We start from the raw sequence: 16,632 nt of genomic DNA on the forward strand, positions 1-16,632 counted from the left end.
TAAAAGGGGGAACTGAGCATGAAAAAACTAATAATCTCGACGCTCTTTGCTTCGATGATGGCGGGTACGGCCTTTGCCGATACGACGCTCAAGCTTGTCGAAGTCATCACCAGCCCGGAGCGCACCGAAACGCTGAAATCGATCGTCGGCAAATTCGAGGCGGCCAATCCCGGCACCAAGGTCGACATCATCTCGCTGCCCTGGAACGAAGCCTTCCAGAAGTTCGCCACCATGGTATCGGCCGGCGACGTGCCCGATGTCATGGAAATGCCCGATACCTGGCTGTCGCTCTATGCCAATAACGGCATGCTCGAAAGCCTCGAGCCCTATCTCGCAAAGTGGGAACACACCAAGGAGCTGACGCCGCGCGCGCTCGAACTTGGCCGCGACGTCAAGAACACCGCCTATATGCTGCCCTACGGCTTCTATCTCCGGGCGATGTTCTACAACAAGAAGCTGCTTTCGGAAGCCGGCGTCGCAGCGCCGCCGAAGACGCTGGAGGAATTCACCGCCGCTTCGGAAAAGATCTCCAAACTGCAGGGCAAATACGGCTACTGCATGCGCGGCGGCGCAGGCGGCCTCAACGGCTGGATGATCTTCGCCGCCTCGATGGCCGGGTCGAACAAGTACTTCAATGAAGACGGCACCTCGACGATGAACAGCCCCGGCTGGGCCAAGGGCATCGAATGGATGGTCGATCTCTACAAGAAGGGTTATGCGCCGAAAGACAGCGTCAATTGGGGCTTCAACGAAGTCGTCGCCGGCTTCTATTCCGGCACCTGCGCTTTCCTCGACCAGGATCCGGATGCGCTGATCGCCATTGCCGAACGCATGAAGAAGGAAGATTTCGGCGTCATGCCGCTGCCGAAAGGCCCGGATGGCAAGTCCTTCCCGACGATCGGCTATGGCGGCTGGTCGATGTTTTCGACCAGCGGCAACAAGGATCTCTCCTGGAAGCTGATTGCCACCCTCGAAGGGCCGGAAGGCAATATCGAGTGGAACAAGCGCATCGGCGCCCTGCCGGCCTATACGGCGGCCGAGAAGGATCCCTTCTATGCCGGCGACCAGTTCAAGGGCTGGTTCGAGGAACTGGCGGACCCGAACACGGTACCAACAGTCATGCCGACCTATCTCGAGGAGTTCGCCTTCTTCAAGGATTCGCTGGCGATCAAGACCTCGCAGCAGGCGCTGCTCGGCGATATCTCGGCGAAGGATCTGGCCGACCAGTGGGCGGACTATCTGACCAAGGCGCAGCAGAAGTTCCTGAGCAAGAAGTAGGGGTGATGGGGGCTTCGAGCCAGAAGCCCCCTCATCCGCCTTACGTCGAGCCGCCGGTCTCGACCCGTCCTTCGGACCCCCGCTGGGGAGAAGAGACTCGTGGCGGCGCCTCATTCCCCTTCTCCCCAGCGGGGAGAAGGTGGCCCGAAGGGTCGGATGAGGGGGCTCCGGTCTCTCCATTCAGAAACATCACCAATTCCCAACCGGGTAAGACGATGGAAACTGCAATCTGATGACCATTTCCGCCGATACGCTCGACATGCGTCGTGACCGCAGGCCATGGCTGCGTCGTCTTGCCGATGCTTCGGAGCCCTATCTCTACAGCGCCCCGTCGCTGATCCTGATCATTGCGGTGATGCTGGTGCCGCTGACATTGGGCGTTTCCTACGCCTTCCGCGATATACAGCTGCTCAACCCGTTTTCCGGCGGCTTCATCGGGCTCGATCATTTCCGTGAGCTTGCGGGCGATCCGGCCTTTTACGGAGCGCTGAGGAATACGCTCTGGTGGACCGGCGCCTCCGTCGTCCTGCAGTTTACCTTCGGGCTTATCCTGGCGCTTCTGCTCGACAAGCCCTTCCCGGGCCGGGCGATCGCGCAGGCGCTGGTTTTCCTGCCCTGGGCGGTGCCGTCCTTTCTTGCCGGCCTCAACTGGGCCTGGCTGTTCAATCCGGTCATCGGGCCGATCCCGCATTGGCTCTTCTCCCTCGGCCTGATGCGTGAGCCGGGCAATATTCTTTCCGATCCCAATTATGCGATGTGGGGACCGATCGTCGCCAATGTCTGGTGGGGCATTCCCTTTTTCGCGATCACGTTGCTCGCCGCCCTGCAGGCGATCCCGCGCGATCTCTACGAGGCGGCGTCGATCGACGGCGCCGGCTGGTTCCAGCGCTTCCGCTCGATCACCCTGCCGTTTCTGGCGCCGACCATCGCCATCACCGTGCTCTTGCGCACCGTCTGGATCTCCAATTTTGCCGATCTCATCGTCGTCATGACCAATGGCGGGCCGGCCGACCGCACCCAGATCGTCGCGAGCTATATCTTTACCACGGCGTTCAAGCGGCTCGATTTCGGTTATGCCTCGGCGATCGCGCTGGTGCTGCTCGTGCTGCTGCTCGCCTATTCGATGCTGATCATCCTGCTGCGGCAGACGCTGCTGAACAAGGATTAAGCCGATGAGACGATCCGTCATTCCAACCATTGCGCACCGTCTGGCAATCCTCTGCTATATCGCCTTCGCGCTCTTTCCGCTGTTCTGGCTGCTCAAGGTGTCGGTGACGCCGAACGACCTGCTCTATAGCGAAGGCGTTCGCATGTGGGCGTCGCGCACGACATGGGATCACTATGCCTTCGTGCTGCAGCACAGTGCCTTTCCGACCTTTTTCAAGAACAGCCTGATTGTCTCGGCCTCGACGGCGGTGACGGTGACGATCTGCGCCTCGCTTTCCGGCTATGCGCTGTCGCGCTTCAATTTCCGGGCAAAATACTGGATCGTCGCGCTGATGCTGCTGACCCAGATGTTCCCGCTCGTCATGCTGGTCGCGCCGATCTTCAAGATCCTGTCGCCACTGCATCTGACCAACAGCCTGACCGGTCTCGTCATCGTCTACACCGCTTTCAACGTGCCTTTCGCCACCTTCCTGATGCAGTCCTTTTTCGACGGCATTCCCAAGGATTTGGAAGAGGCGGCGATGATCGACGGGGCGACACAGTTCACGGCGTTTCGCCAGATCATCCTGCCGCTGACGCTGCCAGGGATCGCTGCGACACTCGGCTTCGTCTTCACCGCCGCGTGGAGCGAGCTGCTCTTTGCGCTGATGCTGATCAATGGCAATGACGCGGCGACCTTCCCGGTCGGGCTTCTCACCTTCGTTTCGAAATTCTCCGTGGATTTCGGGCAGATGATGGCGGCGGGCGTCATGGCGCTCATTCCGGCCGGCCTCTTCTTCCTGCTCATCCAGCGTTATCTCGTCCAGGGCCTGACGGCCGGCGCGGTCAAGGGTTAAACAAATGGCATCGATCGATATCCAGAATATCCGCAAAGCCTATGGCCATGTGCAGGTGCTGCACGGCGTCGATCTCGAGATCAAGGACGGCGAATTCGTCGTGCTGGTCGGCCCGTCCGGCTGCGGCAAGTCCACGCTGCTGCGGATGATCGCCGGGCTGGAGGATGTCACATCAGGCGAGATCCGCATTGCCGGCGCCCGGGTGAACGAACGGCATCCGAAGGACCGCGACATCGCCATGGTGTTCCAGTCCTATGCGCTTTACCCGCATATGAACGTTGCCGGCAATATGAGCTACAGCCTGAAACTGCGGAAGACGGCGAAGGAGAAGATCGCCAGCGCCGTCTCCGCCGCCGCCGCCAAGCTCGGCCTTGATCCGCTGCTCGAACGCAGGCCCAAGGCGCTTTCCGGCGGCCAGCGCCAGCGCGTCGCCATGGGCCGCGCCATCGTGCGCCAGCCGAAGGCCTTCCTGTTCGATGAGCCGCTCTCCAACCTCGATGCGCGCCTGCGCGAACAGATGCGCGCCGAAATCAAGAAGCTGCACGGCGACCTGAAGGCGACCTCGATCTACGTCACCCATGACCAGATCGAGGCAATGACGCTGGCGGACCGGATCGTCGCCATGCATGGCGGCGTGGTGCAGCAGGTCGGCAGTCCGCTCGAACTCTACGACCACCCCGCCAACCTGTTCGTCGCCGGCTTCATCGGCTCGCCGGGGATGAATTTCCTTGCGGCGAGCTATGTCGAAGGCGGCGTCAAGCTGCAGGACGGGACGATCGTGCCGCTGGCAAAGCCGCTGCCGCTTGAAGACGGCGCGAAGGTGACACTCGGAATCCGGCCGGAACATGTGTTGATGACGACTGACGGGGCGGGACTTGCCACCGATGTCGAACTCGTCGAGCCCACCGGCTTCGGCATCATCCTGCACCTTGCCCTGCACGGCCTGCCGTTCAAGATCTTCACGCTCGATCGTGAAGCGCTGAAGGCGGGCCCGAAGGTCAATGTGGCTTTCCCGGCGCAGTATCTGCATGTGTTCGACGGCGAGGGAATACGCGTCGATTGATCGGGTCGATCCTCACGCATTGCGAGCGGAAAAAACTTTTGCCGCATCGCCCGTGAGGATTATATCAACCAGGTGATTTGCTGGATTGGATGCCATGACCGACACTGTTCTCGACCGCTTTCTCCGTTATGTCGTTATCGACACGCAATCCGATCCTGCCTCGTCGACGCAGCCGACCACCGAAAAACAGAAGGATCTCGGCCGGGTGCTGGTCGATGAACTGCTGAAGATCGGCTTGGCCGGCGCGCATCTCGATGAACATGGTTATGTCTATGCGACCATTCCCGGAAATAGCGACAAGGCCGTGCCGGTCATCTGTTTCTGCTCGCATATGGATACGGCGCCCGATTTCAGCGGCACGGGTGTCAGGCCGCAGATCGTCCGCAACTATGCTGGCGGGGACATCGAACTTGCCGGCGATCCGAGCCGGGTGATCCGCGTTTCCGAGCATCCCGAGCTGAACAACCAGATCGGCAACGACATCGTCACCACCGATGGTACGACCTTGCTCGGCGCCGACGACAAGGCGGGGCTGGCGGAAATCATGACTGCCGCGCAGGTCCTGATCGACAATCCCGAGATCCGGCACGGGACGATCAAGATTCTGTTCACGCCCGACGAGGAAGTCGGGCGCGGCGTCAACAAGGTCGACCTGAGGAAACTCGGCGCCGACTTCGCCTATACGATGGACGGCGAGACGGCTGGCCATATCGAGGACGAGACCTTCTCGGCCGATGGCGTCGAGATCGCCATCTCCGGCGTGGCGATCCACCCGGGTTTTGCCAAGGACCGGATGGAAAACGCCATCAAGATTGCCGGCGCCATCATCGACCGGCTGCCGAAGGAGATGGCTCCGGAGACCACCGAGGGCAAGCAGGGCTTCATCCATCCCACGGGCGTGACCGGCTCGATGGAGAAGGCCTCACTCAGCCTCATCATCCGCGACTTCACCGACAAGGGACTGGTGGAAAAGGAAACGATGCTCGAAGCCATCGTCAAGGAGGTCATGGCTGGCTATCCCGGCTCGACCTATCATTTCCAGGTCAAGGAACAGTATCGCAACATGAAGGTGGTGCTCGACCGCCATCCGGAGATCGTCGACAACGCCATCGAAGCCGTGCGCCGGGCCGGTATGACGCCGGTGCGCGGCAGCATCCGCGGCGGGACCGACGGCTCGCGCCTCTCCTACATGGGCCTGCCATGCCCGAACATCTTCGCCGGCGGCCATGCCTTCCACTCGCCGCTCGAATGGGTGAGCCGCCAGGATATGGAAAAGGCCGTCAAGACGATCGTCGAACTGGCCAAGGTCTGGGAAGAGCGCGCCTAAAGACCGCGCCTGAGCGCCCTGCAATTTAACCCATAACCGGAACGACGGCCTTAGCCGCCGTTCGCCGCGACGCTGCCGCGCAGCATGACGCTGTCAAAGGCGGGGCGGGGAATGGGGATCGCGATCGGCATTCCCGGGTCGGGTTCGATCGAGGTTTCCGGCGAGGTCACCGGCGCCGTGATCTGCATCGGCATGGGATTGGCGATCGGCGCCATACGGGCCGTCGGCGTCGCATTGATCGCCGACATCGTGCTTGCTGTCGCCATCGGGTCGGGAGCCGGCAGAGGAACCGGAACTTCCGAAGGGATCAGCGCCTCGAACTGCGGCGGCAGCATGCTTTCCCCAGGCACATAGTTCATCGCCACCTCATAGGCGGGCAGCGGCGGCGGTGTTTGGAGCATGCCATCGGCGCCGCGCTTCTCGTAGAAGGCGTTGCCGCCGGCGACCGCCACATAATGCATGTTGTTGTAGGGGAATTTCAGCCCGTCGGTGTGGAAGAACATTGCATCCTTGACCGCGGGATGACGGGCGCCTTTGAGGATCGCATCGGCGGCGGTCGCAAGCTCGGTTTCGGCCTGCGGCTTGACTTCACGCGTCATCACGCCCGGCGCAAACTGCTTTTCCTGGGCGACGACGCCACAGATCGAAGGCGGATAGGCGCCTGACGTCAGCCGGTTCATGACCACGGTTCCGACGGCCATATAGCCGTCCTCATCGGAATGCTGCGATTCGAAATACATCGCGCGCTGCAGGCAGTCGCGGTCCTTATTCGTGTAGTTGAAGGTAACTTTCGCCGGTTGCTTTGTCTTCGCCGCCGTTGCCGCCGGTTTCGGTGTCGTCGTGCAGCCTGTGGCCGCCAGCCCTACGAACAAAATCCCGATCAGGGATTTTCCAAAGGAAATCTCCGCCCTCAACGCAAAGTGCCTCCTGTGGGATTAGTCCTACTTATTAACGTGAAAATCTTTTACTCGTCATGTGACAAAAATACAAACAACCATAGATAACAAAAAGCCAAAGGGCCTCTCGCCAAATGAGAGTCCCGCGCGGAGTCGGGCCGTGACAACAGCCCTCATCAGCTGCGGAACAGCTTCCAACGGGTCGGCTTGAAGGCTACGCGGTGGCGGTCGAGCCTGTCGGCCTCGCTCGGCGGCAGCTCGATCTCGATATGCGGGCGGTCGTTGCCGATATCCAGTTCGATATGGCGGGTGCCGGCGACGCGGCGGCTGGAGACCGGCTGGCCGGCGATGCAGTTTTCAGCTGATTCGCAGAGCCTGACGTCATGAGGGCGGAAGTAGAGCTGCGCCGTGCCGTCCGCCTCGCCCTCGGCATTGAGGCCGAGCGAGCGGCCTTCGAAGCGGATGTCGCCATCTGAGATTTCCACCTGCAGGCAGTTCGACTGGCCGATGAAGCCGAAGACGAAGGGCGAGTTCGGATTGTCGTAGACCTCATCCGGCGTGCCGACCTGCTCGATAGCGCCCTGGCTCATGACGACGACGCGATCGGCAAGCTCCAGCGCCTCGTCCTGATCGTGGGTGACGAAGACGGTGGTATGGCCGGTGCGGTCGTGGATCTCGCGCAGCCATTTGCGCAGGTCCTTGCGCACCTGGGCATCCAGCGCCCCGAAGGGCTCGTCGAGCAGCAGCACGTTCGGCTCCACCGCCATGGCGCGGGCGAGCGCCACACGCTGGCGCTGGCCGCCGGAAAGCTGCGCCGGGTAACGTTTTTCAAGGCCGGAGAGCTGCACGAGGTCGAGCAGTTCCAGCGCCCGCTTGCGGATATCGGCCTTGGCGGGCCGCCGCGCGCTGTTTCTGACTCTCAAGCCGAAGGAGACGTTGTCGAGCACCGTCATGTAGCGGAACAGGGCATAATGCTGGAAGACGAAGCCGATATTGCGCTGCTGCACTGATTTCTTCGAGGCATCTTCGTCGCCGAAGAAGATCTGCCCCTCCGTCGGGCTTTCGAGGCCGGCGATCAGCCGCAGCAATGTCGTCTTGCCGGAGCCCGACGGGCCGAGCAGGGCGATCAGCTCGCCGGAGCGGATGCCGAGTGAGACATCGTGCAGCGCCGGGAAACGATCGAATTCCTTGCGGATGTTTTGAACGCGTACTTCCATTCCCAATCCTTCAGTGCCGCCGGCTGGCGGAGATTTCAGCGCTATAGCGCATTTCCAGCAGCGTCTTCAAAACAAGAGTGACGAGCGCCAGCAAGGCCAAGAGCGTGGCGACGGCAAAAGCGCCGGTGAAATTATACTCGTTATAGAGAATCTCCACCTGCAGCGGCATGGTGTTGGTCTGGCCGCGAATGTGGCCCGACACCACCGAGACGGCGCCGAATTCGCCCATGGCGCGGGCGTTGCAGAGCAGCACCCCGTAGAGCAGGCCCCATTTGATGTTTGGCAGCGTCACGTGCCAGAAGGTCTGCCAGCCGCTGGCGCCGAGCGAAAGGGCGGCCTCTTCGTCGGCGGTTCCCTGTTCCTGCATCAGCGGGATCAGCTCGCGGGCGACGAAAGGGAAGGTGACGAACATGGTGGCGAGGATCAGACCCGGCACCGCAAACAGGATCTTGATGTCGTGGGCGCTGAGCCATTGGCCGAGCCAGGTATTGGCACCGAACAACAGCACGAAGACCAGGCCCGATATGACGGGAGAAACCGAGAAGGGCAGGTCGATCAGCGTCGTCAGGAAGGCCTTGCCCTTGAACTCGAACTTGGCGATCGCCCAGGCGGCGGCAACCCCGAAGATGAGGTTAAGGGGAACGCTGATGCCGGCAACGATCAGCGTCAGGCGGATCGCCGAGAAGGTTTCGGCATCACCGAGCGCCTCGATGAAGGGGCCGGCACCCTTGCGGAAGGCCTCGACGAAGACGGCGGCCAGCGGCAGCAGCAGGATCAGCAGCAGGAAGATCAGTGAGACGATGATCAGCGTGAAGCGGGCGATCCGGTTTTCGGTGGTCACCGAACGCAGCTTCACCGGTGGAGCGGTTGTATCAAGCGCCATAGCCGTACCTCCGCCTGCTCCAGCTCTGGATGAGGTTGATGACGAGCAGCATGGCGAACGAGATGATCAGCATGATCGCCGCGATACCGGTCGCTGCGGCATAATTATACTCTTCCAGTTTGATGATGATCAGCAGCGGCGCGATCTCCGATTTGAACGGCAGGTTGCCGGCGATGAAGATGACCGAGCCGTATTCGCCGACGCCGCGGGCAAAGGCGAGCGCAAAGCCGGTGAGAACGGCCGGCGCCAGTCCCGGCAGCAGCACGCGGAAAATCGTCTGGAAGCGGTTGGCGCCGAGCGTTGCGGCGGCCTCTTCCACCTCTTTGTCGATTTCCTCCATAACCGGCTGCACGGTGCGCACCACGAAGGGCAGGCCGACGAAGATCAGCGCCACGACGATGCCGGCCGGCGTGAAGGCGATCTTGATGCCGAGCGGCGTCAGGAACTGGCCGATCCAGCCGTTCGGCGCATAGAGTGTCGTCAGGGCGATGCCGGCAACGGCGGTCGGCAGCGCGAAGGGCAGGTCGACCATGGCGTCGATGACGCGCTTGCCGGGGAAGCGGTAACGCACCAGTACCCAGGCGAGGACGATGCCGAAGACGGCGTTGACGATCGCGGCGATGAAGGCGCTGCCGAAGCTGATGCGCAACGCGTTCAGCGTGCGCGGATCGAGCGCGATCGACCAGAATTTCTCCCAGCCGAGCGCGCTCGACCGGACGGCAAGGCCCGAGAGCGGGATGAGGATCAGAAGGGTGAGCCAGGTCAAGGTAAAGCCGAGCGTCATTCCGAAGCCCGGAATGACGCTCGGCCGCCTGAACCGCCACCGCGTGGGTCTATATGCTTTCATGAAATCTATTATTGGGCCGGCTTGTAGATCTGATCGAATACGCCGCCGTCACCGAAGAATTTCGGCTGGGCTTCTTTCCAGCCGCCGAAGTCGTCGATGGTTGCAAGCGTCAGCTTCGGGAAGCGGGCGATGTCGGCCGGGTCTGCGGCTTCCGGCTTGATCGGCCGGTAATAGTGCTTGGCGGCGATCTTCTGGCCTTCGCCTGAATAAAGATAGTTGAGATAGGCTTCGGCGACCTTGCGGGTGCCCTTCTTGTCGACATTGCCGTCGACGAGGGCGACCGGCGGGTCGGCGCGGATGGAGAAGGTCGGTGTGACGATCTCGAACTGGTCGGGACCGAGCTCCTCGAGCGAGAGATAGGCTTCGTTTTCCCAGGCAAGCAGCACGTCGCCGAGGCCGCGCTGGACGAAGGTGGTCGTGGCGCCGCGCGCGCCGGTATCGAGAACCGGAACGTGCTGCAGCAGCTTGGCGACATAATCCTGTGCCTTGGCTTCGTCGCCGCCATTGGCCTGCTTGGCCCATGCCCAGGCGGCGAGGAAGTTCCAGCGGGCGCCGCCCGAGGTCTTCGGGTTCGGCGTGATCACCTGCACATCGTCCTTGACTAGGTCGCCCCAATCCTTGATGCCCTTCGGGTTGCCCTTGCGGACGAGGAAGACGATCGTCGACGTATAAGGCGTCGAATTGTTGGGGAATTTCGTCTTCCAGTCGACCGGGATCTTGCCGGTCGACTTGGCGATGGCGTCGATATCGCCTTCGAGGGCCAGCGTCACGACATCGGCGTCGAGACCGTCGATGACCGAGCGAGCCTGGGCGCCGGAACCGCCGTGCGAGGCCTGGATCGTCACGGTTTCACCACTGTCCTTTTGCCACTTGGCGGCAAAGGCGGCATTGAAATCCTTGTACAATTCACGGGTCGGATCATAGGAAACGTTTAGCAGCGTCTGATCCGCGAAAGCAGGAGCTATGCTCCCGATCGCGAAGCTGCCCGCCATGGCCGCGGCCGCGAGGAGCCGGGTGAGCCGTTGTCTCTGCATGGGAAACCCTCCTGTTTTCTCTTTTAACTCTATCAAGTCAGTCGTATAAAGAAACAAAGGTTGTTGCCGTTCTAGCGCCGGAGTTAGAATGCCATTCCATTTAAGGGGTGATTTTGAAATGGACATGCCGAAGTTGGCCGCGGCCAATTTTTCGCCTGTGCCATCAGCCGCCGGACCGTGTTTTTTCGGCCACAGTTCTTCCACGAAAGCGCCATGGTCGTGCTGATTTTTGCCCAGATTTTGCCGCGATGACACTTGCGGATTCCTATATGGCCACCGTGCGTCCGTCTATTCCGGCCGCTACGCGGGGGCATCCCTTGAAATGTGCCTCGCATTCCAAACCTGTTAGGGCCATTCAAAATGAATATCAGAACTATCCTTTTTGCCTCCGTTGCCGCCCTTGCCGCGGCCTCCGGAGCCCGCGCAGCCGACGCCATCGTGGCGGCTGAACCCGAGCCCGTCGAATATGTTCGCGTTTGCGACGCCTACGGGACCGGCTATTTTTATATTCCGGGGACGGAAACATGCCTTTCGGTCGGCGGCTACATCCGTACCGAAGTGCGCTTCGGCGACCAGATCTCCGGCGATTCCGACGTAAACTTCTGGACTCGCGGTCAGGTCACCTTCCAGGCCAAGAACGACACCGAGTACGGCACGCTGACCGGCGTCATAACGCTGCGTTACAATGCCGACAATGCCTCCGATCAGGAAGCTCTGCTGGATGAAGGCTATATCGACATTGCCGGTTTCCGCGTCGGTAAGCTCTACAGCTGGTGGGATGACGACATGAGCGGCGAGACCGATACGCTCGCCAGCAACGAGACGACGCACAACTCGATCCGTTATCAGTACGAGTCCGGCGCTTTCGCCGCCGGCATTTCGGTCGACGAACTGGAAGAAGATTACGACACCAAGCCGGGCGAAGGCCCGAACAACTACGGTGTCGCAGGCCAGGTTTCCTACAAGGCCGGCGCCATCAGCGCTTACCTGCTTGCCGGTTATGACACCGACACCAGCGAAGTCGCCGTCCGCGGTATCGTCTATGCCGACATCGGTCCGGGCACGCTCGGCATTGCCGGCGTATGGGCCAGTGGCGCCAACTATTACTACGAAGAGTCCGAATGGACGATCGCAGCAGAATACGCCTTGAAGATCAACGACAAGTGGTCGGTTACTCCCGGCTTCCAGTACTTCGAAAACATCGCTCTCGAAGCTGACGGCAATGGCTTCACCGGCGGCAGCGCCTACACGACTGGCGTCACGATCGACTACCGCGTCGTCGACGATCTCCGTACGAAGCTCAGCGTGCAATATCACGATGAGGACGAAGGCGACGACGAAGTGTTCGGCTTCCTGCGCTTCCAGCGCGATTTCTAAGATTGTCTGATTGCAGACGAGGAGGCGCGACCTTTGGGCCGCGCCTTTTTCATGCCCTGGAGTCGGCGATGAAATCGGAATAAAATTCGTCGACCGTCCTTGCCCTGCGCATGGCGGCGAGCACGCCGTCCGATTGCAGCCGCCGGGCGATGGCGGACAAGACGTTCAGATATTCGCCGCGATTGTTCTCCCCGAAAAGCAGCACGAAGGCGATATCGGTCGGGATATCGTCGATTGCCTCGAAATCCAGCGGCTGGGCGAAGCGGATGAGCAGGCCGCGCGGGCTGGTCATGCCGTCGATCGCCGCATGCGGAATGGCGATACCGTTGCCGATCCCGGTGGAGCCGAGTTTCTCTCGCGCTTCAAGCGCCTTCAAGATTGTCTGGCCGTCGACGGAGAAAGCCTTGGCGGCCTTGTCCGCTATGCCCTGCAGCGCGCGCCATTTCGTCGGCGCCGGCACGCCGATGAAGGTGTGTTCCGGCCGGATGATGTTGGGAAGGTCCATGTCATTCTCGATACTGTTCGGGCAGCGGGAGGGAAGGGCGGTCAATCCGGTTCCCTGAGTCGGTAGCCGACGCCGGTCTCGGTGCTGATATAGTGCGGCTGGTCGGGAATCTGTTCGACTTTTTGCCGCAGTTGCCTGATGTAGACGCGCAGATATTGCACATCCGCCGCCGGTCCCCATACCTGCTTTAAGAGAAATTGGTGGGTCAGGACCTTGCCGGCGTACTGGGCGAGCACACGCAGGATGTCGTATTCCTTCGGCGACAGTTTTATGTCCTGGCCGTCGACCTTGACGATGCGCTTGACGAGATCGATCGACAGCCCGCCCGTCTGGAAGATTGCCTTTTCGCCCTGCTGCTGCAGCCGGTGGCGCAGCGCCACGCGGATGCGGGCGCCGAGTTCGTTGACGCCGAATGGCTTGGTCACGTAATCGTCGGCGCCGCTTTCCAGCGCCGTGACGATGCCCGCCTCGTCGGTGCGGCTGGAGAGGATGACGATGGGAATGGAAAGCCCTTCATCGCGCCACGCCTGTAAGAGGTCGTGGCCCGATGTGTCGGGCAGGCCGAGATCGAGCACGATGAGGTCGGGCAGGCTGTCGGCCACCGACTGACGGGCGCTGGCGGCATTTGCCGCCTCCTGCACCTCGTAACCTTGGGCGGTCAGCCCGACCCGGAGCAGTTTGCGGATCGGCGGCTCGTCGTCGACGACGAGGATTTTGACGGCTGAACCGGTCATCTGAGTTCATCCAGTTTCGGAATGTCGTTGGGCTTCGGCAGGCGGATGGTGAAAACGGCGCCGGGGCGGCCCGCCCGGTTGCCGGCCGCGATCGTGCCGCCCATCGCCTCGATGAAGCCGCGGCAGATGGAAAGGCCAAGGCCGGTACCGGCGCGCACCTGATCGCCCTTGCGCACCCGGTAGAAAGTATCGAACACACGGGTGAGATCGGCCGGCGGGATGCCCGGGCCTTCGTCGGAGACCTGCACAACCACATTGTCGGCATCGGCCCAGCCGCCGATGTGGATCACCGATCCCTCGGGCGCATATTTCGCGGCGTTGTCGAGCAGGTTGAAAATCACCTGCTCGAACAGCACAGGATCGACGCGCACCATCGGCAGGTCGGCGGGAATGCTCAACTCGGTCTTGTGGTGATCGAGCATCTTCGCGGCGCGACGCAGTGCGCTGCCGACGATATCGCCGGCATAATGCAAGGCACTGTTCGGCTCCATCGCGCCGGATTCGATCTTGGTCATGTCGAGCAGGTTGGCGATGAAACGGTTGAGGCGCTCGGATTCGTCGACGACGGTGGAAAGCAGGTCGCTGCGATCTTCCTCCGGCATCGAGGCGAAATAGTCGCGCAGCGTGCCGGCGGCGCCGAGGATGGCGGCAAGCGGTGTCTTCAGGTCATGCGAGATCGAGGTGAGCAGGGCCGAACGCAGCCGGTCGGCTTCGGCCGCCAGCTTTGCCCGGTCGACATCGGCGACGAGTTGGACGCGTTCGATGGCAAGGGCCGCCTGGTCGGCCAGCGCGTCGAGGAGGCGCTGCTGCTCGGGCGTCAGCAGCGGCCCTTCGCGGCGGTCGCTGTCGAGGCCGATGACGCCGACGGCAGCGCGACCGGTTCTGAGCGGCACGTAGAGGCGTTTGGCGCCGGGCAGGGTATCGGCGCCGCGGCCGGCGGCGTGATTGTGCTCCCAGGCCCAGCGGGCGGCGGCGATATCGGCCTCGTCGAGGGTGTCGTCAGGGGGATAACCGGCCTTGACGGCGATGCTGCCTTCCTCGGGCAGCAGCAGCACGACGCGGACCTTCAGCATCGAGGCAAGCTGAAAGGCGGTCGCCCAGAGCACGTCGTCGAGCGTGCCGGTGCCGGCGAGCTTTTTCGAGAAGAGATAGAGATCTTCGGTCGTGCGCGCCCGCTGCCGGGCGGCGGCCGCTTGACGCTGCACGGTCGCGGTCAGGTTACTGGCGATGATGGCAACGCCCAGGAAGAAGAACAGCGCGAGCACGCTTTCCGGATCGCTGATCGTCAGCGTGTAGCGCGGCGGCAGGAAGAAGAAGTTGAAGGACAGCGCGCCGAGAATGCAGCTGTAGAGCGCCGGTCGCAGCCCATGCAGCACGGCGGAGGTCAGCACCGCCATCAGGAAGACCAGGGCTAGGTTGCGCACGTCGAGCACCTGGTCGAGCACAACGCTGACGCCGAGCGCGATAGCGACGTAGACGGTTGCCAGCAGATAGGCCCGCAAATCCAGCTGCGGCGCAGTGGCGGCCGCCTTGACACCGCGCGCGGTGGTGCCGTCCTTCTCGGTGCCCGAGATGACGTGGACGCTGATCTCGCCGGTCTTGCGGATCAGCTCGTCGGTGATCGAGCGGCCCCACCAGCCGCGCCAAGTCGGCTTCTTCGGCGCGCCGATGACGATATGGGTGACGTTGTTGGCGCTGGCGTGGCCGACGAGTTCCTCCGCCACCTCGCGGCCGGGAATGGTGATCGCCTCGCCGCCGAGCTGTTCGGCAAGCCGCAGCGTCGAGGCGATGGTATCGCGCTCGGCTTCGCTGAGGTTGATCGACCGGTTGGTCTCGACATAGACGGCCGCCCAGGGCGCCCGCAGCCGCGAGGCCATGCGCGAGGCGTAACGCACCAGCGAGGCTGACCGCGGGTGATGATCGACCGAGACGAGGACGCGTTCGCCCGCCGCCCAGGGGCCGGAGATGGCGTGGGCCTGCATATGGGTCAGCAACTGGTCGTCGACGCGCTGGGCGGTCTTGCGCAGCGCCAGCTCCCTGAGCGCCGTCAGATTGCCCGGCGTGAAATAGTTGGTCAGCGCCCGCTCGGCGGTGCGCGGCATGTAGACCTTGCCGTCATGCAGCCGCTTGATGAGATCATCCGGCGTCAGATCGATGATCTCGACGTCGTCGGCAAGGTCGATGATCGAGTCCGGCACCGTCTCGCGCACCCGGATGCGGGTGATCTGCGAGACGACGTCGTTCAGGCTCTCGACATGCTGGATGTTCAGCGTTGAATAGACGTCGATGCCGCGGTCGAGCAGCTCCTTGACGTCGAGGTAGCGCTTCGGATGGCGGCTGCCCTCGGCATTGGTATGGGCGAGTTCGTCGACCAGCACGAGATCGGGCCTGCGGGCGAGGATGCCATCGAGGTCCATTTCCTCAAGCAGCCTTCCCTTATAGTCGATTTGGACGCGTGGGATGATCTCGAAGCCGGCGAGCAGCGCTTCGGTCTCGTTGCGGCCGTGGGTTTCGACGACGCCGATGACGACATCGAAACCATCGGCGATCTTGGCGCGGCCGGAGAGCAGCATCTCATAGGTCTTGCCGACGCCGGGGGCGGCCCCCAAGAAGATCTTCAGACGGCCGCGCGTTTCCGCCCGGGCTTTTTCGAGAAGCGCATCGGGCGATGGCCTGCCGGCCTGGTCGCGATTGTCGTCTGGCATGCGTGTGGTCTTTCCTGTCGGCGCGGCTTGCTCCACTTTCCCTCATCCCTGTGCTCGTCACAGGGATCCAGCAGCGTCGCGTCTGCGACGCTAAGGACTCTTTTCACGCGAAAGACTTCGCGTGGCTGGATTCCCGTGACGAGCACAGGAATGAGGGCGAGGTTGTGGCCCGCCTACCTTTACTCAGTCATAGAAGCATCAAGCCGCTGATTCAACGCCAGAACATTGACGGTCGGTTCGCCGAGAAGGCCGAGCTCGCGGTGGTGAACGGCGCCGTCGACCAGCGCCTTGACCTTCGCCTCGTCCATGTTCCGCGCCTTGGCGACGCGGGCCACCTGGAAATAGGCCGCCTCCGGCGAAATGTCGGGATCGAGGCCGCTGCCCGAGGCGGTGACGAGGTCGGCGGGCACCTCGGCGGTCGGGTTTGCCGCCTTGGCCGCCTCATAGTCGCTCTTGACGCGGTCGATCAGTTTCTGGCTGGTCGGGCCGAGGTTCGAGCCGCTGGAGGCAGCGGCGTTGTAGCCGTCGCCGGCGGCCGAGGGACGGCCATGGAAATATCTGTCTGTCGTGAAGGCCTGGCCGATCAGCGTCGAGCCGATCACCTGGCCGTTCTTCTCGACGAGACTGCCATTTGCCTGCGTCGGGAAGAGGGCTTGGGCCGCCCCCGTCATGGCGAGCGGATAGAGAAGCCCGGTGATGGCGGTGGTGGCAACGATCATAACGACTGCCGGGCGAAGTTCTTTCAACATTGTTCTTACTCCTT

Annotated in this window: 15 protein-coding genes; 6 read left to right on the forward strand and 9 right to left on the reverse strand. The window is 62.2% G+C overall.

Annotation, left to right across the window (positions count from 1 at the left end; translation table 11 throughout):
• Positions 1–18: 18 nt before the first annotated feature.
• The 5 genes from ACS4RS_RS23125 (at position 19) to pepT (ending at position 5,671) form a co-directional block, all read left to right on the forward strand.
• Positions 19–1,278 (forward strand): ABC transporter substrate-binding protein, encoded by a 1,260-nt coding sequence (locus ACS4RS_RS23125; RefSeq protein ID WP_131711859.1) that lies wholly within the window; start codon positions 19–21, stop codon positions 1,276–1,278.
• A gap of 232 nt (positions 1,279–1,510) precedes the next feature.
• Positions 1,511–2,446 (forward strand): ABC transporter permease subunit, encoded by a 936-nt coding sequence (locus ACS4RS_RS23130; protein WP_439013602.1) that lies wholly within the window; start codon positions 1,511–1,513, stop codon positions 2,444–2,446.
• Positions 2,447–2,450: 4 nt separating this feature from the next.
• Positions 2,451–3,281, forward strand: coding sequence for an ABC transporter permease subunit (locus ACS4RS_RS23135; protein WP_439013603.1), 831 nt, complete (start codon positions 2,451–2,453; stop codon positions 3,279–3,281).
• A gap of 4 nt (positions 3,282–3,285) precedes the next feature.
• On the forward strand, positions 3,286–4,344 hold the full coding sequence (locus tag ACS4RS_RS23140) for an ABC transporter ATP-binding protein (RefSeq protein ID WP_003594551.1): 1,059 nt from the start codon (positions 3,286–3,288) through the stop codon (positions 4,342–4,344).
• Between the two features lie 94 nt (positions 4,345–4,438).
• Positions 4,439–5,671, forward strand: a complete 1,233-nt coding sequence (gene pepT / locus ACS4RS_RS23145; protein ID WP_439013604.1) for a peptidase T — start codon at positions 4,439–4,441, stop codon at positions 5,669–5,671.
• Positions 5,672–5,721: 50 nt separating this feature from the next.
• Here the strand turns inward: pepT and ACS4RS_RS23150 are convergent, their stop codons facing one another.
• From ACS4RS_RS23150 to ACS4RS_RS23170, 5 genes are all read right to left on the reverse strand, one after another.
• Entirely contained in the window at positions 5,722–6,585 is an 864-nt protein-coding gene (locus ACS4RS_RS23150; protein WP_439013605.1) for a cell wall hydrolase, read from the reverse strand.
• Between the two features lie 158 nt (positions 6,586–6,743).
• Positions 6,744–7,784: a TOBE-like domain-containing protein gene (locus ACS4RS_RS23155; RefSeq protein WP_439013606.1), complete on the reverse strand. Its 1,041-nt coding sequence runs from the start codon at positions 7,782–7,784 to the stop codon at positions 6,744–6,746.
• Positions 7,785–7,794: 10 nt separating this feature from the next.
• Positions 7,795–8,667 (reverse strand): sulfate ABC transporter permease subunit CysW, encoded by an 873-nt coding sequence (gene cysW / locus ACS4RS_RS23160; protein WP_439013607.1) that lies wholly within the window; start codon positions 8,665–8,667, stop codon positions 7,795–7,797.
• Positions 8,657–9,514, reverse strand: a complete 858-nt coding sequence (gene cysT / locus ACS4RS_RS23165; protein WP_439013608.1) for a sulfate ABC transporter permease subunit CysT — start codon at positions 9,512–9,514, stop codon at positions 8,657–8,659. The genes cysW and cysT overlap by 11 nt, the downstream gene beginning before the upstream one ends.
• Before the next feature lie 8 nt (positions 9,515–9,522).
• Positions 9,523–10,548: a sulfate ABC transporter substrate-binding protein gene (locus ACS4RS_RS23170; RefSeq protein WP_439013609.1), complete on the reverse strand. Its 1,026-nt coding sequence runs from the start codon at positions 10,546–10,548 to the stop codon at positions 9,523–9,525.
• A 360-nt stretch (positions 10,549–10,908) separates the two neighbouring features.
• Here ACS4RS_RS23170 and ACS4RS_RS23175 point away from each other — a divergent pair, with 360 nt between their 5' ends.
• Positions 10,909–11,925, forward strand: a complete 1,017-nt coding sequence (locus ACS4RS_RS23175) for a porin (protein WP_439013610.1) — start codon at positions 10,909–10,911, stop codon at positions 11,923–11,925.
• A gap of 49 nt (positions 11,926–11,974) precedes the next feature.
• On the opposite strand, the gene ACS4RS_RS23180 is transcribed toward ACS4RS_RS23175, so the two are convergent.
• The 4 genes from ACS4RS_RS23180 to kdpC form a co-directional block, all read right to left on the reverse strand.
• Positions 11,975–12,430 carry a PTS sugar transporter subunit IIA gene (locus ACS4RS_RS23180; protein ID WP_439013611.1) on the reverse strand — a complete coding sequence of 152 codons (456 nt, stop codon included), beginning with the start codon at positions 12,428–12,430 and terminating at the stop codon, positions 11,975–11,977.
• Between the two features lie 41 nt (positions 12,431–12,471).
• Positions 12,472–13,164: a response regulator gene (locus ACS4RS_RS23185; protein WP_439013612.1), complete on the reverse strand. Its 693-nt coding sequence runs from the start codon at positions 13,162–13,164 to the stop codon at positions 12,472–12,474.
• A complete protein-coding gene (locus ACS4RS_RS23190) occupies positions 13,161–15,869 on the reverse strand; it encodes a DUF4118 domain-containing protein (RefSeq protein WP_439013613.1) in 2,709 nt (902 codons plus the stop codon). Before ACS4RS_RS23190 ends, ACS4RS_RS23185 begins: the two co-directional genes overlap by 4 nt.
• A 179-nt stretch (positions 15,870–16,048) precedes the next feature.
• The gene (gene kdpC / locus ACS4RS_RS23195) at positions 16,049–16,618 is read right to left on the reverse strand and encodes a potassium-transporting ATPase subunit KdpC (protein ID WP_439013614.1); all 570 of its coding nucleotides are present in this window, start codon (positions 16,616–16,618) and stop codon (positions 16,049–16,051) included.
• Positions 16,619–16,632: the final 14 nt, after the last annotated feature.

The sequence above is a fragment of the Rhizobium sp. F40D2 genome, from assembly GCF_051810745.2.
In the GTDB taxonomy this organism is placed as follows: Bacteria; Pseudomonadota; Alphaproteobacteria; order Rhizobiales; family Rhizobiaceae; genus Rhizobium.

Excerpts from the sequence above, each read along its gene's own strand:
- ACS4RS_RS23125 (WP_131711859.1), top strand. The coding sequence starts at position 19 with ATGAAAAAACTAATAATCTCGACGCTCTTTGCTTCGATGATGGCGGGT.
- ACS4RS_RS23130 (WP_439013602.1), top strand. The coding sequence starts at position 1,511 with ATGACCATTTCCGCCGATACGCTCGACATGCGTCGTGACCGCAGGCCA.
- ACS4RS_RS23135 (WP_439013603.1), top strand. The coding sequence starts at position 2,451 with ATGAGACGATCCGTCATTCCAACCATTGCGCACCGTCTGGCAATCCTC.
- ACS4RS_RS23140 (WP_003594551.1), top strand. The coding sequence starts at position 3,286 with ATGGCATCGATCGATATCCAGAATATCCGCAAAGCCTATGGCCATGTG.
- pepT (WP_439013604.1), top strand. The coding sequence starts at position 4,439 with ATGACCGACACTGTTCTCGACCGCTTTCTCCGTTATGTCGTTATCGAC.
- ACS4RS_RS23155 (WP_439013606.1), bottom strand. The coding sequence starts at position 7,784 with ATGGAAGTACGCGTTCAAAACATCCGCAAGGAATTCGATCGTTTCCCG.
- cysW (WP_439013607.1), bottom strand. The coding sequence starts at position 8,667 with ATGGCGCTTGATACAACCGCTCCACCGGTGAAGCTGCGTTCGGTGACC.
- cysT (WP_439013608.1), bottom strand. The coding sequence starts at position 9,514 with ATGAAAGCATATAGACCCACGCGGTGGCGGTTCAGGCGGCCGAGCGTC.
- ACS4RS_RS23170 (WP_439013609.1), bottom strand. The coding sequence starts at position 10,548 with ATGCAGAGACAACGGCTCACCCGGCTCCTCGCGGCCGCGGCCATGGCG.
- ACS4RS_RS23175 (WP_439013610.1), top strand. The coding sequence starts at position 10,909 with ATGAATATCAGAACTATCCTTTTTGCCTCCGTTGCCGCCCTTGCCGCG.
- ACS4RS_RS23180 (WP_439013611.1), bottom strand. The coding sequence starts at position 12,430 with ATGGACCTTCCCAACATCATCCGGCCGGAACACACCTTCATCGGCGTG.
- ACS4RS_RS23185 (WP_439013612.1), bottom strand. The coding sequence starts at position 13,164 with ATGACCGGTTCAGCCGTCAAAATCCTCGTCGTCGACGACGAGCCGCCG.
- ACS4RS_RS23190 (WP_439013613.1), bottom strand. The coding sequence starts at position 15,869 with ATGCCAGACGACAATCGCGACCAGGCCGGCAGGCCATCGCCCGATGCG.
- kdpC (WP_439013614.1), bottom strand. The coding sequence starts at position 16,618 with ATGTTGAAAGAACTTCGCCCGGCAGTCGTTATGATCGTTGCCACCACC.